The organism is Vibrio sp. 10N.222.55.A1 (assembly GCF_041473835.1).
Lineage (GTDB): Bacteria > Pseudomonadota > Gammaproteobacteria > Enterobacterales > Vibrionaceae > Vibrio > Vibrio crassostreae_C.
The window spans coordinates 1-25873 of the sequence record NZ_JBFRSX010000041.1; the positions used below are offsets into that span (position 1 = coordinate 1).

Consider the following 25873-nt stretch of genomic DNA (forward strand, 5'->3'; position numbering starts at 1 on the left):
ATCCTTATTTGTTATACAAAATCTAATCCCACCCACTTTCCGCTCGATTGCACATTTCCGCAAACTGGTGACATTGCATTAGATACTGGTGTATACCTGAAATATGACTATTGATGCCGTTATTTCCAATATTGGGGTGGATAAGTATAAGCTCACGCATTTTCTTTAGGATCTCTAATGACTTATCTATATTGTTAAACAGTTCGTCTAGTTCGTTATCAGTATGCGGAACATACTGATGTACTACTGGCTGTGGCAATTTTGACAACAACTGATTTAGTTCCGTTTTCAACTTGTCAAAATGCTTAAATTCATTAGGTATCGCTATTTTAAGTAACTCTGATTTAGACCTTTCTGTAAGCTCATCAAACCGTAAGTCAAAAGTAACCTTTGAACTTTCACCAGATGATTTGTAATTCAGTTCATTTTTAATGTGCTTCCAGTAAATTTTTTCATTATTTAAGTCCACAAGGCAAACCAGAACCGGAAGGTTTGTATTTTTCCAGTATTCTATGTGTTCAGGAGTGACATAAATTGAATGACTATTACCAGTTACCTTTACTGACGACTTGATTTGCACTTTTATTAGCCGTAAGTCGCTTTTCCCATTTTCAACTACTTCTATTTCAGCATCCACCCCTAGGTCGACATCGAGTAAGCGAACCGCCCACTTAAACATAGAAGTGGCTTTATAGGCAAAAAAGTACTCGCCAGCGTCGCCAGTGACCGCTTTACTTTTGTATTGCATACTTCCTCATTTTGTATAACAGCTATTAGACCGAAAAATTCTGCATTTAAATACAGAATCATTCTATCTAGTTTCATATGCATATTAATTTACCACGATTAATCACAGCAATTCAGTGACTTAAAACATAGATAGACTCATTGAATGACAAAATGCAGAATATTTCTATATAGTATGAATTTCGCAAAAACCCCGCTCTACTAGATATAAAAACAGTACCACTACACATACCCCAAACACAAAAAAGCCTGCCATCTATGCGAACATAAATGGCAGGCTTTATACGTTAATTAAATTTGTTTGTGGCTAGCTTACGCGGCTTCGAATGCGAGGGCTTTCTTCTCTACCTGACGGAAGATCAGCGTTAGTATGCCGTTTACTGCTAAGTAGAATGCGCCAGCAATGCCGAACACGGTTAGCGTGTCGTAGGTTTGGCCGTTGATACGCTGAGCGTAGCCCATCAAGTCCATGATGGTGATGGTGCTTGCCAGTGACGTACCTTTGAAGACTAGAATCACTTCGTTCGAGTAAGCTGGAACGGCGCGGCGTAGTGCATATGGCAGTAACACTTTAAGCGTTGCTACTTTGTCCATACCTAGTGCACGACACGCTTCCCACTGCCCTGCTGGAATGGCGTTGAATGCGCCTCTGAACAGTAGCGTGCTGTATGCGGCAGTGTTCAAAGCTAATGCTAACATTGCACAGAACCAAGGTTGGCTTAACCAAGTCCACATGAAGCTTTCACGAATCCAATCGAACTGACCCGGGCCGTAATAGACCAAGAAGATCTGCACCAACAATGGTGTGCCGGTGAACAGCGTGATGATGCCACGTGTTAACCAGTGAATCGCAGGTATTCTTAGGATTAGCGTTACCGTCATCAGCAGTGACAAGATACAACCAACCAGCAATGAAGCGCCTGTAAGTTGAAGACTGGTCACTAAGCCTTCAAGCATTTGAGAGAGGTATTGTTGATTCATGCCATTGCCCCTTTGTTACCCAAACCTTGAATAGAGAACTTACCATCAATCACTTTTACCAATCTTTGTGTGATTAAAGTTATGACCAAGTAGATTGCTGCTGCTGTCGCGTACCAAGTAAATGCTTCGTGCGTTGCAGCGGATGTTAGTTGTGCTTGTTTCAGCAAATCTGTTACGCCAATTAGCGAAACTAATGCAGTGTCTTTCAGTAACACTAACCATTGGTTGGTTAACCCTGGTAGTGCGTGTCTTACCGCTTGAGGTAACACGATACGAAAGAATGCACGAGACTGAGAAATACCAAGTGCGCTTGCTGCTTCTCTCTGCCCTTTGCTTACTGCTTTCAAAGCACCACGCAAGGTTTGCGAAGCGTAAGAAGCAAAGATAAGTGACAGTGCAACAACACCAGATAAGAACGGGCTCACTTCTATGAAGTCGCCAGTGATCATGAACAGAACTTGTGTCGAACCAAAGTAGATAAACAGTACGACCAGAATTTCTGGTAAACCACGAACAATCGTCACAAATGCAGTCGTTGGCCATTTGATTGCAATACGACGAGACATCTCACCACTTGCAAACAAAACTGCTAGAACCAATCCAACCAATAGGCTTACGAACGCAAGCTGAACAGTCATCCAGCTTGCTTCGACGAGCCCTAAAGAGTAACCCGTTAATTCCATAAATTACTTACCGAAGTACTTGTTGAAGATCTTATCGTATTCGCCGTTCGCTTTTACTGCTGCAAGTGCAACGTTAAGCTGGTCTACAAGTTCTTGGTTGCTCTTGTTTACTGCGATGCCAAAGCCGTTACCGAAGTACTCTTGGTTTGTTACTTGGTCGCCAACGTACGTTAGGTTGTCTTCTTTCTTGAACCATTCTGCTACAACGGCTGTGTCACCGAATACAGAATCGATACGACCGTTTTTCATGTCGATGAATGCATCTTGGTAGCTTGAGTAAGGTACCGCTGTTACGCCAGTCATTTGCTCAAGTAGGAAGCTCTGGTGAGTAGAACCGTTTTGAACGCCAACACGCTTACCTTCTAGTGCTGCTTGGTCTGCTACTTTGCCTTCAAAAGAGATGAATGCTGCAGAGTTGTCGTAGTATGCGTTAGAGAAGTTCACTTGTTTAAGACGCGCTTCTGTGATGTCCATTGCCGAGATAGCCGCATCGTAACGTTTGAATTTAAGTGCAGGGATCAAGCTATCGAATGCTTGGTTGTGGAAAGTACAGGTTGCTTTCAGCTCTTCACAAAGTGCGTTTGCTAAGTCTACGTCAAAACCCTGAATTTGGTTGTTCTCATCCATGTATTCGAATGGTGCGTACGTTGCTTCCATCGCGAATTTGATTTCTTCTTGAGCTGCTGCGTTAAAAGAAGCAAGGCCGATAAGTGAAGCTAGTAGAATCTTTTTCATTTTGTTACTCCGAATACTGTGTAATAGCGGCCTGTGGCCATTCTTATAATTTGATTGTTTTAATTTAGCTAAATCTAGTGAGTCAACTTTCTTTTAATAAGTGACTTACTTAATGAGTCAAATATTCAGCAAACTCAGGTGTCTGCGGATTAACGAATGAATCGCTGGTGCCGTGTTCAACGATGTACCCTTTCTCTAGGTACAGAACGTGGCTAGCAATCTTCTTCGCGAAATCGACTTCATGCGTCACGACCACTTGGGTAATGCCCGTTCCGCTCAATTCTTTAATAATGCTCACGACTTGGTTGGTGATCTCAGGATCAAGCGCCGCTGTTGGTTCATCAAACAACAACACATCCGGTTTCATCATCAGCGCACGTGCAATCGCAACACGCTGTTGTTGACCGCCAGACAGTTGAAGTGGCCAAGCGTCTGCTTTGTCGGCAAGTTGAAGTGTCTTTAGGACTTCTTGCGCTTGCTTAATCGCTTCTTGCTTATCCAAACCCGCAACTTTCGTCGGTGCTTCAATCAAGTTTTCCATCACCGTCATGTGTGGCCATAAGTTATATTGCTGGAACACCATGCCGACTTTACGACGAAGTTTAAGCCCTTGCTTCTCTTGGATCTGACCAGCAAAGTCGAATTGCTCGTTAGCAATATCTAATTCGCCGTTGTCCGCGATTTCAAGCAGGTTCAATACACGCAGTAATGAACTCTTGCCCGCGCCGCTTGGGCCAAGCAATACCAAGGTTTCGCCACTCTCACAGTCGAAACTGATGTCGTGAAGAACTTGGGTATCACCGTATGATTTGTTGATGCTCTTTACTTGAATACTCATGCCACAATACTGCATTAATTGTCATTTGTTGGTTATTCTATTCAATCCGAGTTTTTATGCAAGAAAAATGTATAAAAAACTACTTTGTTGAATTTTTGTAACAAATATTCCACAAAAAACAGTCGCTATAACTGGTCTTACAACCAAAACTTACAAGTCATTGATAAAGCTAATATCGAGATAAATAGCAAACGTTTTGCTATCAATTTATAAATCATCGCACGGTTGCTTGTTTATGTGTGCACTCTCCTATCAACGCTAATTTACTTGCATAAAAATTAGGGTTAAATAGCTTGGTTTCCTATCCAACTGACTGGATCAAAATGCTTAGTTTTCCTTTAAGGTCGTTTCGAATTATTCACTTAGTGTTGATGAAATATTGGAAATTGAGTTTCCTAGGGAGCGTCACAGCGCAATAAATGCTTTAATGGGTTCGATTATCAACAACAATTACTGCCCAGCGAACAACGCGCAGTACAGGCAATAAGTCATAAAGCAATTAGCCATAAGCAACAAGCAACAAGCCATCTATTTTTAAAGCGACAACACATTAAGGCAGTCATATGCAAAACGATGTCTCTTCTACGCTCGACTCGAACCAGCGACAGACTCAAAAGAATCCCGATGCCAAACCTGAGAAAAAAAGCCTCAGTATTTTGTTTGAGCTGAGTAAATTCATTCAGCCTTATAAAGGTCGTGTTATTGCTGCGTTGATCGCGTTGATCTTCACAGCGAGCTTAACCCTTTCAGTCGGACACGGTATTCGTCTTCTTATCGACCAAGGCTTCAGCCAACAATCGTTGTCAGACTTAGGCAGCTCGATTCAGTTCATCATGGTGGTGGTCGTGTTGATTTCGATTGGTACTTTCTTCCGCTTCTACTTGGTTTCTTCTGTTGGGGAACGTGTGAGTGCAGACATTCGCTTATCGGTTTTCAATCATGTCGTGACGCTGCACCCGAGTTACTTCGAAACCAATGGCAGTGGCGACATCATGTCGCGCATTACAACGGATACTACTCTGCTTCAAAGCATCATTGGTTCATCGTTCTCTATGGCGATGCGCAGCGCGTTGATGTGTATTGGTGCAATCATCATGCTGTTTGCGACCAATATTAAGCTGACGTTGATTGTATTGGCCTCGGTGCCATTTATCTTGATTCCGATCCTTGTTTATGGGCGCCGTGTAAGAGCCCTATCTCGCCAAAGCCAAGATTCCATGTCTGATGTGGGTTCTTACGCAGGTGAGGCAATTGAGCACATTAAAACCGTGCAAAGCTACAGCCGAGAAGAGCAAGAGAAAGCATCATTCGCGGTAGAAGTGGAAAAGGCGTATGAGATTGGTCGCCAGCGTGTAAAACAGCGCGCGATTCTTATTTCTGGCGTTATCGTGATTGTATTTAGTGCTATTGCAGGCATGCTTTGGGTTGGCGGCAGTGATGTTATCAACGGCACTATGTCGGCTGGTGACTTAGCGGCGTTTGTGTTCTACGCAATTATGGTTGCTTCATCGTTAGGTACGATTTCTGAAGTGATGGGTGAACTGCAACGCGCGGCAGGTGCGACCGAGCGATTAATCGAGATCCTACAAGTTGAAAGCCATATTGTTGCGCCAGTTGCGAATCCAACTTCGCTTGCTAACGTAACGCCAGAAGTTGCATTTGATGATGTGACCTTCTGTTATCCATCAAGACCGGACCAACCCGCAACAAGCAACCTCACGCTTACTGCCCATGAAGGCAAAGTGTTGGCACTGGTTGGCCCGTCTGGCGCAGGTAAAACTACCCTGTTCGAACTGCTGCAACGTTTCTACGACCCACAAGTGGGTAAGGTCACCTTAGGCGGTGTTGAACTGAATCAGTTTGATCCTAACGAGCTAAGAAAGCAGATGGCATTGGTACCGCAACAACCTGCTCTGTTCAGTAACGATGTGTTCCATAACATTCGCTACGGCAACCCGCAGGCAACAGACGAGCAAGTGATCGAAGCGGCGAAGAAAGCGCACGCACACGAGTTCATTCAAAACCTACCTGATGGCTACAACAGCTTTCTTGGTGAACGTGGTGTAAGGCTTTCTGGTGGGCAGAGACAACGTATTGCCATCGCACGTGCCATCTTGAAAGATCCAAATATTCTATTGTTGGATGAAGCAACCAGCGCACTAGACAGTGAAAGTGAGCATCACGTACAACAAGCGTTAGAAGAGTTAATGCGTGGCAGAACGACGATCATTATCGCCCATCGATTATCAACAATTAAACACGCCGACCAAATTGCGGTGCTCGATAAAGGACAACTAGTAGACATCGGCGACCACCAGTCTCTCATCAATAGCTGCGAATTGTACCAACGCTTGGTTGAGCTGCAATTCAAACACCTTAGTGCCTAACTATTGAGTGGATGTGCAACTAAGTCACTGACATTGTGTGGTTTCAAGCTTCAAAAACTTAAATCACGCGTGTTGCAGTTTTGTTAATTTAGCGGTAGGGTTTTTATTCCAATAACAACTTATCCCTACATAACAATAAGAGAGTTCGCATGGAAGCACTATTATCTGACTACCCGGTAGTAACAGAAATCCCTGTCGCTTGGGGAGAAATGGACGCACTCAATCACGTTAACAACGCTGTATATTTTCGCTATTTCGAAACCGCTCGCTTAGATTTTTTCAAGCACGTCGAGCTGATGGAAGAGATGGCGATTACCAAAGTTGGTCCTGTTCTTGGTGACACTTACTGTAAGTATTTCCGCCCAGTCACGTATCCAGATACCTTGATGGTCGGCTCACGTGTTACCGATATTCAAGATGACCGATTCACCATGGAATACGCGATTGTCAGTAAGGCTCAACAGAAACTGACGACCGTTGGCACTGCGACTATCGTGATGTTTGATTTTGCTTCGAACCAGAAAGCCCTGCTCTCGCTGCGCTTAACCAATGAAATCGAAAAGATGAACACGTTGAAAAGCCCATGCTTCAAACAAGAAGCCGTGACAGAATAACGTATTCGTTGGTTGAGAAAGATTCAGAAAGTTTCAGACATTAAAAAGGCCACTCGATTGAGTGGCCTTTTGTTTATTGGTGCTGAGTGCTTATAAGCGGTTGAGCGTTATAAACCTTGAGCGCTCTTTGCGTTAGAAGCTATAAGCCTTACAGCCCATAGACATTGAACCCTATAAACCTTGTACGCTATAGACCTTGCACGTACTGAGCATTAGTTCGAACTTCAACCATCTGCTCTAGGTTCTGTTGTGAACCTTCAACGCCGTTCAGTAGCGCTTCGAAATGCTTGATAAGCTCAACTTTGTCTTTCACTTCTTTAGAACCTGCACCGATGTTGGTTAGGTCAATGAAGAACTCGTCGAACAGACCAGAGAAGTCAGTTACTGCGTCGTGGTTCAAGAACTGCTCGTGGTTGTAAATGCTTGGGTAGCCACCCTTCTGTTTATCAACCGCAAAAGAGATGCCTTTCACGTTGGTAATCGTGGTCGCTTTCTCACACTTCAACATACAACCTGCTTCGATGCTTGGCTTGTTACAACCCACGGTTCTTTGGAAGAAACACTGACGGCTGGTCATCATCAAGATTGGGTGGTAAATGCTGTAGAACAGTTTGAAGTTCTCTGGGCGACGAATATGACGAATCTGACCTTTGTTGATCTCGTTCGAAATGAATGCGCCTGCACAGTTCAGCTCTTCTTTCAGAGTAACCAGTGCGTGAGAGTTGGTCGTGTTCATGAACGGGCCTGCAACCCACTCAATACCCATCTCGTAAGCTTTGTAAGCAATACCCGTGTTGTTGGTTACGATGCGAGCTGGCTTGATCTCTTCAAGAATACGAACCGCTTCGTCGTAATCTTTACCGATCAATACCGCTGGGAACCAAGGAATCAAACGTGGGTTTGCTGCCAAGATGTCGATGTACTTGTTACAACGCTTCTTGAAGCTTTCTGGAAGTTTGAAGTAAACATCCGCGTCAGTCACGTCACACAGGTGTAAGTCTTCTACATCGGCGATAAGCATCGACATAGTCGGCTTCTCGTTCACTTTAGGGTGCTGAGGCAGTGCTGGCACTTCAACGTGCTTAATCACTTCCACAGAGCCGTTCAGAATGAAGTCGATCTCGTCTTTTAGGTCTGAAACTTCTTTTAGAGGAATCAACAAGCCTGCATCCACTTCACTGAAGTCGTGGCTTTCTAGCGTGTGAACTGCACTCTTCACGTTTTTGAATCGCTTCTCAAGTAGCTCTTGAGTAATCGCCTTCTCTTCAACCGCTTTCAATAGCGATTTAGATTGAAGAGTAAAGTTCTCTTTTGGCGTGTTCACAGTCACCGTAAATGGTTGACCCACTTTTACGCTGAACGACAGTGCTACTGGTGTCTTGCGAATATCAAGGAACTCGATCTTGTCACGCATTTCGTTACCAAGAACGTCTTTCGCTTGGTGAAGTTCGTTGGTCACTTCTTGAATCTGTACAACTGAGATTTCGTTGTTCTGCTCCGTCGCTTTTTCAACAGCGTAGTTCATGCTGTTGTCGCGCGGGTTATCGATGAACATGTCTTTCGTTAGGTTGCCCTTTAGGAAAGAGTTGGTGAAATCACGGTTGAATACTTTGTGTAGGTTCGAATCGTCTTCGATCAACAAACCACTTTCTACAAAGCTATCAATCTGTTTACGCCATGTGTCTACCACAGTGTAAACGTAGTGTGCGCCTTTAATACGGCCTTCTACTTTCAATGAGTCGACTTTCGCATCAACCAATTCAGGTAGGTCGTAGTAAGCTGAGTTATCTTTCAGGTTAAGTGGGAACTTGTTGCCCGCGTTGGTGATTTCGTACTCATCACGACACGCTTGGCTACAACGACCACGGTTACCTGAGTTACCCACACTTACTGAGCTTGAGTAACATTGACCAGAGAATGCGATACACAGAGCGCCGTGTACGAACACTTCGGTTAATACGTCGTGATCGTGTGCCACTTCCGTCAGCATCTTGATTTCAGGCAGGTTCAACTCACGAGACAAGTTAACGCGCGTCGCGCCAATCTTAGACAAGAACTTAATCTGACCTTCGTTGTGCGTAGTTAACTGAGTCGACGCGTGAACGTCTAACGATGGGAAATGCTTCTTAACCAGGTTGAATAAACCCAAGTCTTGAACAATGATGCCGTCCACTTTGGTGTTCACAAGCTGGTTCAGCAGTTTGGTGATGCTCTTAGTCTCGTGCTCCAGTAGCACAACGTTAAGAGTCAGGAACACTTCACAGCCGTATTCATGAGCAAGGCGAATCACACCATTCAATTCGTCTAACGACAGGTTAGAGGCTCTGTTACGAGCGTTGAATGTGTCTAAACCACAATAAACTGCATTAGCACCCGCTACGATGGCGGCTTTTATCGCTTCTACATCGCCACCTGGGGCTAATAACTCAATTTTTCTGCTCATTTTTGAAGTCGCTCACTTACTTATAATTTTTAAGCCGCGTATTCTACCCACATCACGATCTCTTTACCACCGTACAACACTTTTCAAACTAAATGACCTCAATAATGCCGAACGAATCCGATCTACCTATCCTTTATTCTTTACGCCGTTGCCCTTATGCAATGCGCGGACGAATGGGCATCGCACTATCACAGCAAAAAGTGTTACTTCGAGAAATCGTTACCAAAGACAAGCCTAGCGAACTATTGGCCAGTTCGCCAAAAGGAACAGTGCCTGTATTGGTGTTACCCAATGGACAAGTCATTGAACAGAGCTTGGATGTGATGAACTGGTCACTTCAACAAAACGATCCTCAAGATCTTCTGCGTTCAAGCAATCCAACGCTTAGCGAACAAGTTCAGCAGCTCATTAAAACCAACGATGAAGAATTTATTGGTCACTTAGAAAGGTATCGTGCATCGGTTCGTTACCGAAACATCGATGTTGAACAACGCCGACAAGCCTGCGAAACCTTCATTAAGCAGTTAGAAGTGCGACTTACCGATCAGCCCTACTTTTTTGGAGAAAGCCCAAGCTTGGCCGATTTTGCGGTGATGCCTTTCGTCAGTCAGTTTGTGCGAGTCGAAAAGAAGTGGTTTGTGAAATCGGAATATCAAAACGTAGGACGTTGGTTAAGAGCGCACCTTGAAAGTAAGCTCTACACCCAAGTCATGAAGCAATACCCTTTGTGGAATGAAACCAAGCAAGATTGTCTTTTTGGATAACTTAAGAGAATTTTGGGTGACTTAAGGGTATCTAGGGTGATCTAGGGGAATTCTGGAATAGATAATTCCTAGGTATTAAAGTAGTTACGTGACACTGTATCTTCTTTGTAAAGAACAGATATTCAAAGGCTTAACTGGGATTCCGTTGTCTCTTTACCGGTAACGACTGTCTCTTAACTGGCAAACACAGTCTAAGCTAAGCCTTTTGTTCATTTTAACCTGATCACTGAATCGCTATCGAAATCTCGACTTCAGTTTCACCTTTGTATAGTTCAAAATCTGTCGTGTAAGTTCTCACATGTGGGCAGTCAGCAGCGCTGAAATACGCCCACACTTCACCCCATAGATCGATGACTGCTTGAGGAAGTTCACCTTCAGCAGAAAACGTCAGATATTTGCCTGCTTCAATCTTGGTTTCAATAAGATTATTTAAGTCTTGATCCGTTAACGCATTAGCACACGCGATAACATCAAACTCACCCGTAAAATCAGACTCGTAATTAGTGTAGACACCGTACACTTTTGAATCCGGCGTCAGTTTGGGAAAAGCCTGATCAAAAAAGCCCTGCCACAATTGACCTATCTTCGCTTTAGTTGGGTCAACCTCATCCTGATTAGTGGTTCTTACTGAAAACCCATACGCCTTTACGGCTTCAATCGTTTCTACTTTCATTCGTTTTATCCCTAAGCCAACGATGGTTTGAGCATATTGAATCGATACCTAATCTTCAATCTCTTTGTGACCACACTTCTCACACACTATATGACGAGAAAATTCGTCCATAGATGCGATAAATGGGCCAAGAAACCAACCTTTTATCATGCCTGCCCAAAACTCGCTTCGCTTTTGGTTAGGTTTCTCTGCAAACGCACTCGTCTTTCTGACCAACACCACAACGTGCTGTGTATCTTCTCGGCATGCGGTGCAATAGCATTGTTCTATGGTGTTATTCATTTGAAAGCCTATGACGTTTTGAATGAAATCTGCTGAAAATGAGGGTTGTCGACACAAACTTCTAGTGTGGAAAGGTCTGTGAGTACGACAAGTTGTTCTAAACCTTGAATACTGACCTTAATGCACTCTTCACGGCTATCATTGCGTTGAGTATCTAATCCGACACATTCAATCTGCTCGCCAGATTTCAGCGTTAATTTGATTGGGTATCGGTGCATACACACAATCTCAATATAATCGTAATCGTTGCAACTAATCATAATACCCTTCCAATTCATCCACCACGCTAATGCGACATGCCATACTATTCAATATCTTTACAATCAATAAGTTACTCGTATCACAATCGCATTGCCATAATCAGATTATTGAGTAATTTGTTAAATTTAATCTCGTTCTCACCATTCACATTTCATCTGTGAACGACAATTTAAGGCTTCAAGAATCCTTTCCAATAATGGTACAAACCACCAATGTCTGAAGAACACATTAGCGACATTGCGCCTTTGATTTGTTCTTCGCTCCATTCCCACCATTTCATTTCTAGCAACTGAGCGATTTCAGTCTCATTGAAACGATAACGGATATGGCGTGCTGGGTTTGAACCGACAATCGAGTATGGCGCGACATCTTTAGTCACAACCGCTCGACTTGCGATGATGGCTCCGTCACCAACCTTAACACCACTCATGATCATGGCTTCTGTACCAATCCACACATCGTTACCAATCACGGTATCACCAGAGCGTTCAAAGCCGTCTATCGCACCTTCAAACTTCTCATCGTCTTGATAGAAAAACGGGAAGGTACTCACCCACTGGTTTTGGTGGCCTTGGTTGCCCGCCATCATAAACACGGCGCCAGAACCAATCGAGCAGTAGCTGCCAATGATCAGCTTATCGATGTCGGTTCTATCCGGTAATAGGTAACGCGCACAGTCATCAAAGCTGTGGTTATGGTAGTAACCCGAGTAATAGCTGTGCTCGCCCACGATGATGTTTGGGTTGGTCACTTGTTCTTTGAGTGACTTTCCAACAAACGGGCTTTCAAAATAGTTTTTCATGGTTGTACTCTTAGTTTCGTTCTTTTAGTTAGGTACTTTTGTTGCGTGTTGATGGTTGTAACTTGTTTATATTAGTGTAAAGGCAAACGTGCCCTATTGACCGCCTGCAATATCAATAAACGAGCCGGTGACATACGAAGCTTCGTCTGATAATAACCACGCGATAGAGTTCGCGACTTCTTCTGGTGTGCCACCTCGTTGTAACGGTAACTGCGAAGCTAGTCTGTCTACGCGATCTGGCTCTCCGCCGTCTGCATGCATCTCAGTATAAATACAACCTGGCCTTACGCCATTCACTCGGATATTGCGTGAAGCTAATTCAAGCGATAAGCCTTTGGTGAGTGAATCCATCGCACCTTTCGATGCTGCGTAATCCACATACTCAAACGGTGCGCCAGTACGAGAAGCGGCAGACGATACATTCACAATCGAACCTGCGCCATCGGCTTGTTTGATAAAGGCTTTACTGCACAGAAAGCAGCTTGATACGTTGGACTTCATCACCTTTTCAAAGCGATCCAATTCAATATCAACCAATGGTGACTGGGTAAACAAGATCCCGGCATTATTAACCAAGTGAGTCACTGGACCTAGCTTGTTACGAGCAATCTCGAATAAGGATTTCACGTCCGATTCAACAGACACATCCGCACGCACACTAATCGCGGTTCCGCCTTGTTCGCGAATCTCATTCACTAGATCTTCAGCTCGCGACTCATTGTGTATGAAGTTAACGCATACAGCATAGCCTTGACTGGCCAACAATTTAGACGTCGCTGCGCCAATGCCTCGGCTTCCGCCGGTTACAACCACTACCTTGCTCAATGAAACCTCCTAATGTTTACTTATTCTGTGCAACCTGATTATTCGATACGACCTAGTTGTTCGTGACAAACTGATCGTATCGATACAAACTAATTGTTCGATACGATCTGAACCCACTGCGATCGCCACGCCGGCGCTTCGAATGGGTCTGGCCAAAACTCAGTTTGCTTTTGAATAAAACCATCAACCACCGTGTGAAAGGTAATCACTCGGCCTTTCAACACACTGTCAGTGACCGAAACGTCCGTTACTACAGTATCACCTTCACAGACAATTGAATTGAGCGCGAACTCCCAAACACCATTAGCTGGGTATTCAGCATTGACTGCCGTGAAGTTGTCGCGCCCTACCGTCAATTCAGACGACTGCGGCCAATAGCCTTCAAAATCTGCGGTTAACCATTCACCTGCCTTTGCAAAATCATTACTGCGCATTGCATCCCAAAATCCCAATACCACTTGTTTTGGTGTCATTATTCTTCCTTAAAGTTATTTACGTGTGGTGATTTCTAAATGTCTGCTTCGTTATGCGTACTTGCTAATGATCGTTAAAAGATCATCGACACTGTTAGCAATGTAATCGGGCTTGGTTTGCCAATTTTCAGGTTTCGATCGGCTATAACCTGCTGCAACGGCAATCACTTTTGCGTTTTTACCCAGCGCGGCTTCAATATTGCGAGCAAACTGTGTGTCCGCTTCATGGTCACCGATGTACATCAAACAAAGCTCGTTAGTCGGATCGGCGCCAAATATGTTCTCGACACATTTCACACCACCAAATGGATGGGGTTTTTGGTTACCGTTCGAGACATCGTCATAGCCCACGACCGATTTAAACAAATCACCAATGCCATAACTGTCGAGCACACCACGAATATTCAATTGAGAGTTTTGAGAGCAGATCCCATGTGGAAGATGAGCAAACTGATTAACCACGGTTTCCATTCCTTCAAACAAGGCAACGGCTGTTTGGTTTTTCTCTTGATGCTCTGCCCACATTCCACCAGCGATCAACATTTCATCGTGTGATAAACCGTAATAATCGACATATAAGGCTTGCCAGTTTTTAGCCCCGTGGTTGGCTTCATGATAAAGCGCTTCGCTGAGCAAATATTTAGGTAAGTTATCACCTGACAAGTGTGGCGCGACTAAAGAGATAATGTCTTTTGTGATTGCGATATTCTTTGGAACGGAATTGACTATGGTTCCATCGTAATCCCACAGGATGGCATCTAACTTCATACACTATCTCTTTGTTTCGATTAATAATTTGAATTTATCATTCATAAGCCTATTTAGGGCAATTTTATTGTCTTGAATTTCGAAATTTGTCGAATAGAAGCAAAGCTAGAGAACAAACCGTTACTAGCAAACAAAAACCAAACAGTGTTTGCTCACATCACTGCTTTATCAATTGCAATATATGCGTATAATCCCCGCTCCATTGCGCTATCGCCGTTAAAAATAGCGCCATTCAACATTTTTAATGAGTACCCAATGTCGAAACTATTTTTCAAAGGCCGTATCGAAACAAGACAGAACCACGTTCTTGCTGGCTACAACGTAAACCGCGATGTAAAAGCGGGTACTGAAGAATCTCCAATCGCAGTAATGGTTCAAACTGAAGCGCGCAAAGCAGAAGTTGAAGCACTAGCCGCTGAAAATACTATCTTCGTTACCGTTACAGTCGACGCAGACAAAGAAGAGAACACCATCGAGCTTGATACTCTACTAAACAAGCCAAAAACGATGACGTTTGAAAAGACCCCTAACCGTAACGACCCGTGTTCTTGCGGCAGCGGTAAAAAATACAAGAAGTGTTGTGCATAAGCGCTTTGACTTGAAGAATTTAAAAACGGACCGGTAGCAATATCGGTCCGTTTTTTTATACGCTAAGCAAGCTTATTCAGCGTAAGACAAATTATTAGGCGTCAGACAAACTGAAGCCACTAAATTTGGCGAAATTAGGCGTCGCCTTACTGCCACTGAACGTATAAAGCATCACACCCTGTTCACTGCCTACTAACGAATCAAACGTGATCACTTCCTGCCATTGTTGTTTTTCTAACGGGCGGAAATGAGCGCCGACTTTTCCGCCTTGTTTGACGAGCTTTACCGACACACTAGATTCACTAAACAACAGACGTTCCTTGATCTGTGGCTGACCATTTTGTTCTACAACGAACACCAATGAACGCTCGCCCATGAACATCTCTTTGCTCACTTTAATGTAGTTGTCGTTATCCCAGTAAATACCTAACCCAGCTTGTTCAAATGCGAGGTTTGGATCTAATTGAACCGTCACTTCTGTGCTGTAATCCGAGCTAGATACTGGATGAACGAAGATATTATCAACATCAGCTGAACCCGCACCAAAGATATTGCCCTCTTGCACTTGCATCGTCAGCACGCCGTTTTCCAAAGATCGATGTTCCGGATTTTCATTTCTGATTTGCCAGTTAACGAGGTTATTCATGTTATTAGTCCTTGCTGCTAGATCATGCGTTGACGGAGTTGGTAAAACACATTGTCGAGTTCATCGGGATTTTGCTTTTGAATGCGATTAAGCTCTCTTTGTACAGAATCGTACATAAGTTGGTTATCCATGTCTTTCAATGCGGCGTAGTAATGAATGCGACGTCCCAAGATAAAGTTATTCTGGTCATTCTCACTCATCATATTGAAACGGTCTATTGTCGCTAAGAACTTCGCTTTATCCTGTGGCAGCTGTCCGTTCAGTTCCATCAACAAATTAATACCGTGATAGTTACCATAGTTGCCCGTCACGCGGTTTAGTTTACTGATCAATTGATATTGTTCTTCAAGCATTTCACGTTCGCTAAGTGGCGTGAACTCTCCATTCTGCACCAGTTCATCCAATTCGGTTCCAGGCTTCACAGCAAGCGACAGAATGCGTATTTCATCTGGGTTGATTTGGTTAAGTAAGGCCGCCGTTTCTTCAACATGCTGCGCCGAATATTCTTTACCACCCAAGCCAAGGATAATGAAGGTCATCATCTTCATACCCGCTTGCTTCGCGTATTCGGTCGATTTCAAAATAGATTTCGGAGTAATGCCTTTTTTCATCAATTTGAGAACATCAATAGAACCCGATTCCATACCGCAATAAAGCATGTTGAGCCCTGCATCACAGATGGCTTTCATCTCTTCAGGCGACTTCTTAGTCATGCTTTGCGCTCGTCCATAAGAGCTGATCTGCTTTAACTCTGGGAAGGCTTGTTTGAGTGTATTCAACACATCCAGCAAGTCTTCGGTATCCATAGTGAATGAATCACCGTCTTGCAGAAAACAGGTCTCAAATTTACGGTTCTTATAGAATGCTTTCGCAGCCCAAATGTCTTTCTTAATCTCTTCAACGGGACGAATTGCAAACTCCATCCCCTCAAACAGCGTACAGAATTTACATTTGTTCCAAGGACAACCTTGGGTGGTGCGAATCAATAAGCTATCCGCTTCTGAAGGTGGGCGAATATGCCCTTGTTGGAACTGATACTGTGTCATTTGAATGCCCAATAATTAACTATTCGCATAGACTACTAGAAGTTCATTCAATGAAAAACACGGTACAATTTGAATTATTATCAAATGAAAACGGATAATTAAAGAAGAAGAATGTTGAAGTATTAAGTAGGTTAAAGGCTAATCAAGGTTGTCCGGTGTACGTAAATTGGTTCCACACTTTGTACATTTATAGTCACCGTTTCCGCCACTTGAAGCTAGCGACGATAAAATCATTCCAAGCAACCCTGGCTTCTTTTCATGTTGTGGCGCTTTTTCGGCTTGGTTACTGAACATAGTGTACTTGTGCAGTGTCAGTTCCTTACAGTTACTACAGAACGCTCTCGTCTTCTCACTTCCATACATAATATCTATCTCCTTAACTCAAAGCACAAACTAAACATATGGCAAATATGCCACACGTAGAGTTAAATCTAAATATTTTCATGAAGTTATGAGTAAGTAAGAGCGTTTTAAAGAAAAGTAAACTCTCGACTGTTAAGTGAAGTGTTGGTGAACAAAGTTATTCAATTCAGTCACGCTTCTGATGATGTAAACCTCTTTCTCTTTAGCGCGCAATTCTAACTGCGCTCTAAAGTCGTCATTCCAAAATTTAGGACACAGTTGTAGTGTCTTATAGCTTTGTATCGTGCCTTTTATCACTGAGCTTCCAGCAGGCCAGCCTTCAGGTTTAACAAATAAACCTTTGAGCATTCTCTTGGTTACAAACCAGTAGCTAGTTGAATAAGGAATGTCGATATAAACCAAGGTATCAGCTGCATCTAAACGTGTGTTGAACGAGCCTAGAGGGCCAAAACCATCGATGATCCAGCTTTCTGACTTAAGTATGCTCTCATGAGCCTCCTCAAATACTTCACGTTCAACAAACTCTCCGTTGGCCTTGTAAACAATAGAGTCCAACTGGTGAAGCTCTATCCCTGTAGCTAGTGCTAACGCCTTGCTGACTGTGGACTTTCCACTCCCAGGCTTACCAAAAACCGCGATCTTTTTCATATGACTTCCTCTATTCAGATAAAACCCATAAGACAGCGACAAAAAACCCACCTTACGGGTGGGTTCGATAAACAAAGCGCATCAACAATCCCACCATTCTTATGGAATGATGATAATTCGTTGGTTAGATGGCGCTAAATTCAGTTTCATAAAACTACTTTTATATATTGTTGCTTAGTTGTCAATGCAGCCAAACGTTGATTGGGAAGCTATATCCTCGTCAAGTCGCACCCATTAATAGTCTTAATGAGTGCTAATTGGTCTTGGTTATTTCGCTTTCTTTTTCGCCACTGTCGCTTCTGATAGCTTGCTTAGTACACCCGATACTTTCTTAACGACCTCGTCACAGCCATTGATCGCGTGACGCTCTACCAAGTAATTAGGATCGTTGTAAGACAACCATACTTTCTTATTTGAATCTTCAGTGACTAACACCTTCTGCGGTAAATCTATCGCGACTTCTTGAGCACATTGCATTAATGGTGTCCCTACTTTCGGGTTACCAAAGATGATGACTTCCGTTGGTCTCAATTCAAGATCGACCTTACTCGCGTTTTTCTGATGGTCAATTCGCGCAAACAAGGTCAAACCTTTGCTCTTGGCGATTTCTTCAAAGCGGTCAGCGGTCTCTTTCACTGAATAATTACTTTGGTATTTAATCAAACCATCAGAAGCCGCAGCTGAAAATGATGCCGAGAGTAAAATGGCGCATAGTGGTAGTAATTTTTTCATCGTCACCTCTGAGATTTAACCTAATCAAACTTACATTCATAGCGCCACTTCCAAATTCAGCGACGTAACCCATGTCAGTATAGACGCGATTCCATTCTCAGTTTGCAGAGAGGATCACTTTTCTAATGCGTCTTATTATCATCAGTTTAGGTTAACTCGACGCTAACCATTGGCTTTGAAGCTTGAATGTTTGGTCATCAAAATCAATAGTGCCTTGCACACCTAGTGGCGTGACTAGCATGGGATGGGTGTGACAACTGTCGAAGCCATACAGGATCGGGACATTTTTACCGTTCAGCACTTCAAGAAGTACATCGAGTGGTGTTCGCCCTGTCCCTTTGTCATCAAACAACTCATGTTTGCCGAGTACAATAGCGCCTACTTTATCGAATACTCCGCAAGCCAATAAGTGCGCGAATGAACGCTCGACCGCTTCAATGCCTTTTAGTGAATCTTCAATAAGCAGAATATCGCCAGACTGAATTTCTGGCATGTATTCGCTGCCCCAAATCCCGGCCATCGTACTCAGGTTGCCGCCAATCACGCGACCGCTTACTTGACCTCTTCCCATGAAGTGCCATTCGTTATTGTAAACTGGCTTTGCAGAGTCTTGAGTTTCCCAATCGTGTTTAATGTCCGTCCAACTCTCAGGCATCGTGTACTGATGTTGGCTTGAATCCGAGCATAAGATGTCAGTAAACGATTGGAAGGTTTCGTCGACTAATGGCGGGAACTCACCAAATGACGCAACAAGTGCAGGGCCATAAAAAGTCACCAATCCAGTTTTGGCGTAGATGCCTAACAGTAATGCTGTGGCATCTGAATAGCCGACGATGATCTTAGGGTCGTCTCTAAGGGCATCATAATCGATGTATGACAACAGTGAGTTACTGTTGTTACCACCAATGGTCGACATAATGCAGCGCACGTCAGGATCTCGAATGAGCTGATTGAGTTCTTCGGCTCGCGCTTGAATGGAACCAGAACGATACCCTTCTGACTCTCCAGTTAACAAACCTTCAACTAGAATGAAGCCCTGCTTTTCCAAATAACGTTTAGCACGAGCAAATCGATTAGGTGCAAAGACCGTTGCGGGCGATGACGGTGAGAAAAATCCGATTTTGTCACCAATATTTAAAGCTTTTGGGTATATCACTCGTTTGTCCTCCATAACAAAATTGGAATAATACGCCTGACTGAAACTCACTAATTCTTAAAGCAAACGAGTTCTTTAAGCGAGTTGATTTCGGGGTTAGAGCTCAAAAAATTAAGGTTGAATCAAATTTTCATCCCCAATTAATGCCACGATTTAGTCCCACATTTCTCACACTGGTATTCATAATCACTGTCGACATAAAAACCGGGAACATTATGGTCACCTTTAAACAATAACGTCATCAGGTACTCCATCAACACGCCTAACTTCCATTGTTTCTTTTCAGATTCAGTGTCCGCTTTAGATTCAGCATCGGAAGCGTTAACAGCAAGGTGCGGGGTAAGTGCGTTACACAGTTCGCAGTGATAAGGATGTTTAATATACTTATTATCAAGCATTTATATAAGCCAACCAATATTTATAAAGTTGATGCATACTAACAACTTATCACTCGGTTCTCGAACTTATTGTTGTCCACTAGATCTTTATTTGAAAGAAATGAGACACAAGGTAAGTGCCATGCATCTTGAATCAGTTGCCATCGAGATTTCCCTCATTGAACAGCTAAAGCTATTGTTACGCTTAGGTACGAAATTAACTTTTACTTTAATAGCCCTTTGTCCGCAGCACCTTCAAGCTGCACTTCTAGCTCTTTCCATAAGGCACGACTGCCTTTAGAAATACGCTCGCCATTGAAGGTCAGGACTTTGTCTTTGGATATGTTGTGCTTCTTCCAGCTATGACCACCACCATGGATGTTATGAAGCAAAGGCGGCACTCTATCGATCGCCTTACCAAATCTAGCTTCCGGTGACTCACCGGCTTCGAACTCAAGCCATAAATCCAAATACTCGCTTCTTGAATGGCTCGGCAATGATTTCAGCAAGCGCTCGACGCAGTTTCTCTCTTTGAGCTTGTTTTCTTCGGTTTCACTGGCATAAATGATGGTGTCTCCGGCATCGATTTCCCCAAGATCATGAATCAGCAGCATCTTCATTACTCGCGTAATATCGATTTCTTCATTGGCATAGTCTTTCAACATGAGTGCGCTCAAACAGACGTGCCAACTGTGCTCAGCGGAGTTTTCATATCGATCCAATCCAACCGGTTTTGTCTGTCGATGAACATCCTTTAATTGTTCAATCTCGACCATGAATTGCAGAATGCCTTTGATTTCTTCCACGATGAGCTTCCTTAACTTAAGTTGATGATTTAGCGGTGCGGAGGGTTAACCTAACGAAAGAGAAGCGTTACTCCCAATGAACCGACATTTTGTAATACGCAACACCCGATGGTTGTGGGCTAAGCTTATCTACCTGTTAGCCATAGGGTGTTCAGGATTTAACTGAAGCAGATCCCACAAGTTACCGTAAAGATCTTCAAACACAGCAACGGTGCCGTAGCCTTGCTCTTTAGGCTCTCGGACAAAGTTAATGCCCAAAGACGTCATACGTTCGTAATCACGCCAGAAGTCATCGGTGTTTAAGAATAGGAATACGCGTCCACCAGCTTGGTTGCCGATGAAATCGAGTTGCTCTGGCTTGGAAGCTCTAGCAAGTAACAGGCTCACACCGGTTGAATTTGGTGGAGCAACAACAACCCAACGCCTATCTTCTTCTGGTAGATACGTGTCTTCGATGAGATCAAACTTAAGCTTGTTTACATAGAAATCAAGCGCTTCATCGTAGTCTTTTACCACGAGTGCAATGTGGACAATATTCTGTTTCATAACATACCTTGTTGGGGTTTTTACTGCAGGGAATGATGCCATGAAGCAGGTAAAGACACTAGGTGTCGCATCATAAATCGTAGTATCTCGTCCTTCACAATCTAAAGGCTATGCATCAGCTATAACTCCCAGAATCCGAGTTCGACGCCACCTTGAATAACAATGGCACACATTCCGTGACGTGGTAACTCCATTGGCGGCACCGCAACTTCGGCGCCTAGTTTCTCGGCTGCAGTTACTGCAGACTGAATATCCTCAACCAACGTGTAATGACGAACAGTTGGTTCTTCAGTTTCACGAAGCGGTGCTCGAATGCCAATTACCCCGCCATTAGATAGCTTTGCAGTGCGCGCCCCACCAAGGTTCACATCTGCACCACTGAATTTCACGTTGTAGAGCTGAGCGTATGTTGCACAAACGACATCGACCTCTGGGGTAACCACTTCAAGATATTGAACCTTCATCAAATTTCCTTCTCGTGTTCTTTAAGACTCTCAACCTGCATACAGCTGTGCAGGTGTTTCTCATCAATAATTTGTTACTAAGCAATTCGACCGCGCATGATAAATTGCGGGCCTGCTGCGCCACCTAAATACTGTTGATTGATATCTTCGAAGCCGCCTTTCTTATAACAGTTGAATGCTGCCGGATTTTTGCAATTCACAGTTAAGTAAATCGACTCATACGCTGAGTAATTCGCTTTTAAATACGGAAACAAAGCCTTCACCGTGCCTGTTCCTAAACCTTTACCTTGCTGGTTTTTATCAAGCACAAAAGCTCTCAAGCCAATGCTTCCTTCAGGGCAGAATTCGTAGCGCTCTGCGTAAGCGATATCCAGCTTAAAGAAACCCACAACTTCGTTATCAGACTTAATCACGTGCAAGTGCGTCGTTTCACTGCCGTCTAATAAAAACTCTGCAGCTGTACCAGCGAACTTAACCTGTTCATCGGCGAGTTGGATGGCCTGAACTAACGCCACATGTGAATCTTCAAGCCTTTCGATAGTTATCATTGTTGTTCCTTCTGTATAGCACCCACGAAGAACCGACTAGAGCTCATCGCTAGTATCTCGAGAACCGTATTTTGGGAAATGCAACCTTAGTACTCAGTTAATACGTTTAGTCCATCCAATAATTTCGAGTAAAGACCAGCATTTGGTATCCAACTAAAAGGTCATGACTTAATGAATATCTTGGCAGAGCCTAAAGAGATAACCGTCAGGAGTTTGAACGATGAACTGCTTCTGAGTCGCGATCGAATCCCCACATTGATAAGACTTCGACTCTAACGCTAAGTAAATAGAATCAGCGGCGCTTTCGTTAACTCTCTGATAAAGTCGCTCGATGTCGATAACATCCCATTGGAAGTTAACACCACGCCCTAACGGAAACTCTAGGTCACCTGAAAGCCATTTTCGACTTTTGCCCGCAATCCCTTCAAGCATCACATCAACACCATCAAGCGTTAGATAAGCAAACTCCTCATCTGGGCGTTCGTATTTAACTTCAAACCCTAACACATCGACAAAGAAGGATTTGCTCACATTAATATCGAAACAATAAAGCTCTGGAACTACTCGTAATGTCATGATTTACCATTCTCATTATTTTATTGCTGATTAATCATCTTCTTTTAATGCAAGGGCGCTATTGTGATGTTTTCTTTATTGGCTGACACACTAACAATACGTAAACCAATACAAAACTAAGCACAATGGCACCTAAAGTGCTAAACCCAGCATAATTCATTGATATCGAAAACGAGAAAGGCGCGACAAAAAAGAGTGAATAGTAATAAACAGTAAAGGGCTTCAATACTTGAGCGCATTGTTTACATGGCATGTATTTGGAAGGATCCAGCTTGGATTTCTCTTTAATAGAAACCGACGCCCCACAATTTGGACACTTGAACATCGAACATCTCCTTAATTCCGTTTGATTATTCCCTTTATTCACACAGCAACAGACTCACAATTTGTATTACTGCGCTAGCTTCCCAAGGATGACTGGATCGCTCAACAGATTCGTCAGAGGAAGAAACAATGGCTCTGGTAAATCATCGAGCTTAAACCATTTCCATTGCTTACATTTATCAGGCTCTGTCACCTGTGGTTTGCCGCTAGCATCAGAAGCCACAACAAACAGCGTTATATAGTGCTTGTTCTCTTTCTCAAAAATATCATTGGTAAAAGAGAGCTTTTCAAATCCACTAACAACGAGGCCAGTCTCTTCGAGTGTTTCGCGTTTGGCACACTCTTCAATGCTCTCACCCCACTCAAGGTGTCCGCCCGGCGTTGCCCACGTATGAGCTCCGTGAGAACCAATTCGCTCTCCAAGTAACACTCGCCCTTCACGTAGAATAACCGCAGCGATACCTACTCTTACTTCCTGACTCACTTAAAACTCCTTAATTCTTACCAAAAGACAAACGAACAGCTAAGTGACTAACAATGCCGAGATTACGCTCAAACTTACCACTAGCGCCAAGCCGAGTTAAATACCAAATGTTGAGAATGATCTCGTAAAGCTCTGTCGATCACACCCAAGGAAACACTTTTACTTGCTGCCATCTAGCCTTATAACCAGCGGTCATTTTGTTGTAGTTCGCTTCTGTCATTGCTCGCTTATTCGGTTTAATCAGCATATCAAACGCGTCCTCTACACCGTATGGTGCAAACAACTTGATATCGCCTGAATCATCCAGAGTAAACCCGATAGCAAGCGCAGAAAGCCAAGACTTGATACCTTGTTCAACACGATCGTATGGTTGAATCAAGCAACCGAACTTCTTAGCGTAACGCTCATGGATGGTCGCTTGGTTCTTTACATCCACGTCGACACGATGACTTAACCGCGAACGAATGCGGTTTTTGAATTCGTCCTCAGTGAGGGCTGATGCATTATTGAAATAGACAATATCTAAGTCTTTAACTTGGTCTAGAAGCGGTTTGTTTTCGATATCATTCCAGATTATTTGAGTGATGGCGCCGCCTGCAATATAGAAGTTTGGCAAACCCACCTCACGACATACGTTGGCTGTTTCGATTAGCTCAGGAACTTGTTGAATGAGGTTCTTTAGTTTTTGTTTATTCATCATTCCCTTTTTATCTAATCACGAATCGTACATTGCCCAACTGAAATAAGGTCTTTGACCATCCATTCGCTCAACCTTTGCACCCAACCTTTTGTAGAAATCATGCGCTTTCTTATTGTGCGGACTTGCCGTCCATGAGATGTGAGAGGCGGATGATGACTTCGCTTGTTAACAGACAAGAATGCCGCGCATTGCGAATCAGCTTACAGTGCTCTCAGGTTTTTGTTTCGCAGACGTTATTGCTTGAGCTATTTTGGCCCTGTGGTTTATTTCCCACTCAGCGAGTGTTAATGACGCCTCTTTACTCGCTTTCTGTGAAGCCATTAAAAACACTTCGTCTTTTCTGGGTTTAGGAATAACGACAATACCCTCTACATCGGCAACAATGATATCTCCCGTAGAGACCTTTGCTCCGCCGCAAGTGATTGGAGCGCCCAATTCAGAATAGACCTCTTTCTTTCCCGGAACTGGATGAACACCTTTCGCAAAAACTGGAAACTTCATATCTGAAATTTCAGTCAAATCTCGAATGACACCATCAATAATAAAGCCTTTGATACCTCGACTCTTCGCGACTGCGCATACATTACCGCCGGCTACTGCATATTCGCTATCAACTCCATCCACTACAATTATGGAACCTTCTGGTGCTTCGTATATGGCTGAATGAAGCATTAAATTATCACCAGACGTTAACTGGACAGTAAACGCTTCTCCACAAATTCGCGGCATTCCCTGCCAAAGAGGACCAATACTAAAGTCAATAAAGTGATCGTTACTTAGTATATTTCCGTACTCAGTTGTCGCTAATTTAGAAAAATCTGTCTTCATATTTACTCTCCACTTTCAAAGTGGGCAAATATTTCTGCGCCAGTCATATTTTGTGTTTCATTTTTAAATTCGTAGTATTCGGGCTTTTCATCGATAAAAATCTGATGAGTTAATTTGTAGTCACCCCCAGACATCAATAAACCGACAGGAAGATGATACTGATTATTTGGCACTAAAAAGTAAAACAAGTGAGTACCACATTTACCGCAGAACCCTCTCTCAGCCCAATCGGATGACTTATATCTCACTACATTTGATTCACCTGATATTTTGACGGAATCAGCACAATCAATGACTAACATCGGCCCGCCAGACCAATTTCTACACATACTACAATGACAAGCCCCCAATTCATTACTGGCGTACTCTACTTCCAACTCAACCGAGCCACATAGGCACTTTCCTTTACCTTTCATGAATCCTCCAATCTTTGCAATGTGTGTAAAATGAATAGCAGATAACACTTTTTATACCGATGACTTAATAAGAAAGGCTATTTTTTGTTTCCCTTCTCCGACAGATACGCGGCATATTTTGTAGAGATCCATTTATGAATATGAAGCCCTGTTTTACGAACAAGATACCAATCTATAGCAGCTAGAATCACCAAACCGATTACAGTTCCCATTGGCGTTGTTGATCAAATCAGCTTGAAGATCAACGACACCATATGTAGCTAGCCGTTAGCTTCTAACGGGCATACCTAGTCCTATGACTTTGTTAATCGCTTTGACATTCGCCATGATTTCGCCCACTTGAGCGTTG

General features: G+C 43.3%; 33 protein-coding genes and 1 pseudogene. 4 read left to right on the forward strand and 30 right to left on the reverse strand.

Translation table 11 applies throughout. The features are described 5' to 3' along the window. Positions 1-22 precede the first annotated feature (22 nt). The 5 genes from AB4493_RS13435 to artP all read right to left on the reverse strand — a co-directional run bounded on the left by AB4493_RS13435 (position 23) and on the right by artP (position 3984). Positions 23-748, reverse strand: a complete 726-nt coding sequence (locus AB4493_RS13435; protein ID WP_372124902.1) for a DUF4365 domain-containing protein — start codon at positions 746-748, stop codon at positions 23-25. Between the two features lie 311 nt (positions 749-1059). Then, entirely contained in the window at positions 1060-1728 is a 669-nt protein-coding gene (gene artM, locus AB4493_RS13440; protein WP_017061823.1) for an arginine ABC transporter permease ArtM, read from the reverse strand. Then, complete coding sequence (gene artQ, locus AB4493_RS13445; protein WP_017061822.1) at positions 1725-2411, reverse strand: arginine ABC transporter permease ArtQ; 687 nt, start codon at positions 2409-2411, stop codon at positions 1725-1727. The genes artM and artQ overlap by 4 nt, the downstream gene beginning before the upstream one ends. Positions 2412-2414: 3 nt before the next feature. After that, entirely contained in the window at positions 2415-3146 is a 732-nt protein-coding gene (locus tag AB4493_RS13450) for a lysine/arginine/ornithine ABC transporter substrate-binding protein (protein ID WP_004733839.1), read from the reverse strand. Positions 3147-3255: 109 nt separating this feature from the next. Beyond that, positions 3256-3984: an arginine ABC transporter ATP-binding protein ArtP gene (artP, locus tag AB4493_RS13455; RefSeq protein ID WP_004733840.1), complete on the reverse strand. Its 729-nt coding sequence runs from the start codon at positions 3982-3984 to the stop codon at positions 3256-3258. Between the two features lie 563 nt (positions 3985-4547). On the opposite strand from artP, the gene AB4493_RS13460 reads away from it, so the two are divergent. Together AB4493_RS13460 and AB4493_RS13465 are read left to right on the forward strand one after the other, a co-directional pair. Continuing rightward, positions 4548-6371, forward strand: a complete 1824-nt coding sequence (locus tag AB4493_RS13460) for an ABC transporter ATP-binding protein/permease (protein WP_372155179.1) — start codon at positions 4548-4550, stop codon at positions 6369-6371. A gap of 149 nt (positions 6372-6520) precedes the next feature. Next, positions 6521-6985: a thioesterase family protein gene (locus tag AB4493_RS13465; protein WP_017061819.1), complete on the forward strand. Its 465-nt coding sequence runs from the start codon at positions 6521-6523 to the stop codon at positions 6983-6985. A gap of 187 nt (positions 6986-7172) precedes the next feature. Here the strand turns inward: AB4493_RS13465 and AB4493_RS13470 are convergent, their stop codons facing one another. Continuing rightward, positions 7173-9428 (reverse strand): peptidase U32 family protein, encoded by a 2256-nt coding sequence (locus tag AB4493_RS13470; RefSeq protein ID WP_017061818.1) that lies wholly within the window; start codon positions 9426-9428, stop codon positions 7173-7175. Between the two features lie 173 nt (positions 9429-9601). Here AB4493_RS13470 and AB4493_RS13475 point away from each other — a divergent pair, with 173 nt between their 5' ends. Then, positions 9602-10192, forward strand: a complete 591-nt coding sequence (locus AB4493_RS13475; RefSeq protein WP_017061817.1) for a glutathione S-transferase — start codon at positions 9602-9604, stop codon at positions 10190-10192. A 223-nt stretch (positions 10193-10415) separates the two neighbouring features. On the opposite strand, the gene AB4493_RS13480 is transcribed toward AB4493_RS13475, so the two are convergent. From AB4493_RS13480 to AB4493_RS13510, 7 genes are all read right to left on the reverse strand, one after another. Then, positions 10416-10865 carry a GyrI-like domain-containing protein gene (locus AB4493_RS13480; protein ID WP_136982719.1) on the reverse strand — a complete coding sequence of 150 codons (450 nt, stop codon included), beginning with the start codon at positions 10863-10865 and terminating at the stop codon, positions 10416-10418. 48 nt (positions 10866-10913) lie between these two features. Continuing rightward, entirely contained in the window at positions 10914-11147 is a 234-nt protein-coding gene (locus tag AB4493_RS13485; protein WP_010441052.1) for a hypothetical protein, read from the reverse strand. Positions 11148-11155: 8 nt separating this feature from the next. Next, a complete protein-coding gene (locus tag AB4493_RS13490; RefSeq protein WP_137001806.1) occupies positions 11156-11407 on the reverse strand; it encodes a Rho-binding antiterminator in 252 nt (83 codons plus the stop codon). A 170-nt stretch (positions 11408-11577) separates the two neighbouring features. Next, entirely contained in the window at positions 11578-12210 is a 633-nt protein-coding gene (gene catB / locus AB4493_RS13495) for a type B chloramphenicol O-acetyltransferase (protein ID WP_017063920.1), read from the reverse strand. 93 nt (positions 12211-12303) lie between these two features. Further along, the gene (locus tag AB4493_RS13500; RefSeq protein WP_372155181.1) at positions 12304-13035 is read right to left on the reverse strand and encodes a glucose 1-dehydrogenase; all 732 of its coding nucleotides are present in this window, start codon (positions 13033-13035) and stop codon (positions 12304-12306) included. An 89-nt stretch (positions 13036-13124) separates the two neighbouring features. Further along, entirely contained in the window at positions 13125-13508 is a 384-nt protein-coding gene (locus AB4493_RS13505) for a nuclear transport factor 2 family protein (protein WP_372155183.1), read from the reverse strand. Positions 13509-13559: 51 nt separating this feature from the next. Then, positions 13560-14276 (reverse strand): HAD family hydrolase, encoded by a 717-nt coding sequence (locus AB4493_RS13510; protein ID WP_017061811.1) that lies wholly within the window; start codon positions 14274-14276, stop codon positions 13560-13562. A gap of 255 nt (positions 14277-14531) precedes the next feature. On the opposite strand from AB4493_RS13510, the gene AB4493_RS13515 reads away from it, so the two are divergent. Next, on the forward strand, positions 14532-14864 hold the full coding sequence (locus AB4493_RS13515) for a PBPRA1643 family SWIM/SEC-C metal-binding motif protein (RefSeq protein WP_017068336.1): 333 nt from the start codon (positions 14532-14534) through the stop codon (positions 14862-14864). Between the two features lie 94 nt (positions 14865-14958). Here AB4493_RS13515 and AB4493_RS13520 read toward each other — a convergent pair whose 3' ends face one another. The 17 genes and pseudogenes from AB4493_RS13520 to AB4493_RS13600 all read right to left on the reverse strand — a co-directional run bounded on the left by AB4493_RS13520 (position 14959) and on the right by AB4493_RS13600 (position 25524). Next, the gene (locus AB4493_RS13520; RefSeq protein ID WP_136974256.1) at positions 14959-15510 is read right to left on the reverse strand and encodes a DUF1349 domain-containing protein; all 552 of its coding nucleotides are present in this window, start codon (positions 15508-15510) and stop codon (positions 14959-14961) included. A gap of 17 nt (positions 15511-15527) precedes the next feature. After that, entirely contained in the window at positions 15528-16556 is a 1029-nt protein-coding gene (locus AB4493_RS13525; protein ID WP_017061808.1) for a radical SAM protein, read from the reverse strand. Between the two features lie 138 nt (positions 16557-16694). Then, positions 16695-16919 carry a hypothetical protein gene (locus AB4493_RS13530; protein WP_017061807.1) on the reverse strand — a complete coding sequence of 75 codons (225 nt, stop codon included), beginning with the start codon at positions 16917-16919 and terminating at the stop codon, positions 16695-16697. Between the two features lie 132 nt (positions 16920-17051). After that, positions 17052-17567 (reverse strand): adenylate kinase, encoded by a 516-nt coding sequence (locus AB4493_RS13535; protein WP_136978486.1) that lies wholly within the window; start codon positions 17565-17567, stop codon positions 17052-17054. A gap of 267 nt (positions 17568-17834) precedes the next feature. Further along, positions 17835-18299 carry a DUF302 domain-containing protein gene (locus AB4493_RS13540; protein WP_017066540.1) on the reverse strand — a complete coding sequence of 155 codons (465 nt, stop codon included), beginning with the start codon at positions 18297-18299 and terminating at the stop codon, positions 17835-17837. 151 nt (positions 18300-18450) lie between these two features. Next, complete coding sequence (locus tag AB4493_RS13545; protein WP_017061804.1) at positions 18451-19455, reverse strand: S66 peptidase family protein; 1005 nt, start codon at positions 19453-19455, stop codon at positions 18451-18453. 140 nt (positions 19456-19595) lie between these two features. Next, entirely contained in the window at positions 19596-19853 is a 258-nt protein-coding gene (locus tag AB4493_RS13550; protein ID WP_017061803.1) for a hypothetical protein, read from the reverse strand. A gap of 203 nt (positions 19854-20056) precedes the next feature. Next, positions 20057-20638, reverse strand: coding sequence for an HD domain-containing protein (locus tag AB4493_RS13555; RefSeq protein WP_102321002.1), 582 nt, complete (start codon positions 20636-20638; stop codon positions 20057-20059). A gap of 129 nt (positions 20639-20767) precedes the next feature. After that, entirely contained in the window at positions 20768-21184 is a 417-nt protein-coding gene (locus AB4493_RS13560) for a VOC family protein (RefSeq protein ID WP_372155185.1), read from the reverse strand. Positions 21185-21303: 119 nt separating this feature from the next. Further along, on the reverse strand, positions 21304-21648 hold the full coding sequence (locus AB4493_RS13565) for a VOC family protein (RefSeq protein ID WP_017063932.1): 345 nt from the start codon (positions 21646-21648) through the stop codon (positions 21304-21306). A 77-nt stretch (positions 21649-21725) separates the two neighbouring features. Continuing rightward, entirely contained in the window at positions 21726-22196 is a 471-nt protein-coding gene (locus AB4493_RS13570; RefSeq protein ID WP_372147786.1) for a GNAT family N-acetyltransferase, read from the reverse strand. A gap of 168 nt (positions 22197-22364) precedes the next feature. After that, entirely contained in the window at positions 22365-22772 is a 408-nt protein-coding gene (locus tag AB4493_RS13575) for a VOC family protein (RefSeq protein WP_102398033.1), read from the reverse strand. A gap of 391 nt (positions 22773-23163) precedes the next feature. Continuing rightward, positions 23164-23580, reverse strand: coding sequence for an NUDIX hydrolase (locus AB4493_RS13580; protein ID WP_102398031.1), 417 nt, complete (start codon positions 23578-23580; stop codon positions 23164-23166). A gap of 139 nt (positions 23581-23719) precedes the next feature. Continuing rightward, the gene (locus AB4493_RS13585; RefSeq protein WP_102333296.1) at positions 23720-24277 is read right to left on the reverse strand and encodes a nucleotidyltransferase family protein; all 558 of its coding nucleotides are present in this window, start codon (positions 24275-24277) and stop codon (positions 23720-23722) included. An 18-nt stretch (positions 24278-24295) separates the two neighbouring features. After that, a pseudogene (locus AB4493_RS13590) lies at positions 24296-24445 on the reverse strand (GNAT family N-acetyltransferase); the annotation flags it as partial. Between the two features lie 30 nt (positions 24446-24475). Then, positions 24476-25108: an RraA family protein gene (locus AB4493_RS13595; protein WP_372122194.1), complete on the reverse strand. Its 633-nt coding sequence runs from the start codon at positions 25106-25108 to the stop codon at positions 24476-24478. 2 nt (positions 25109-25110) lie between these two features. Then, positions 25111-25524, reverse strand: coding sequence for a GFA family protein (locus AB4493_RS13600; protein WP_372058393.1), 414 nt, complete (start codon positions 25522-25524; stop codon positions 25111-25113). Between the last annotated feature and the right edge of the window lie 349 nt (positions 25525-25873).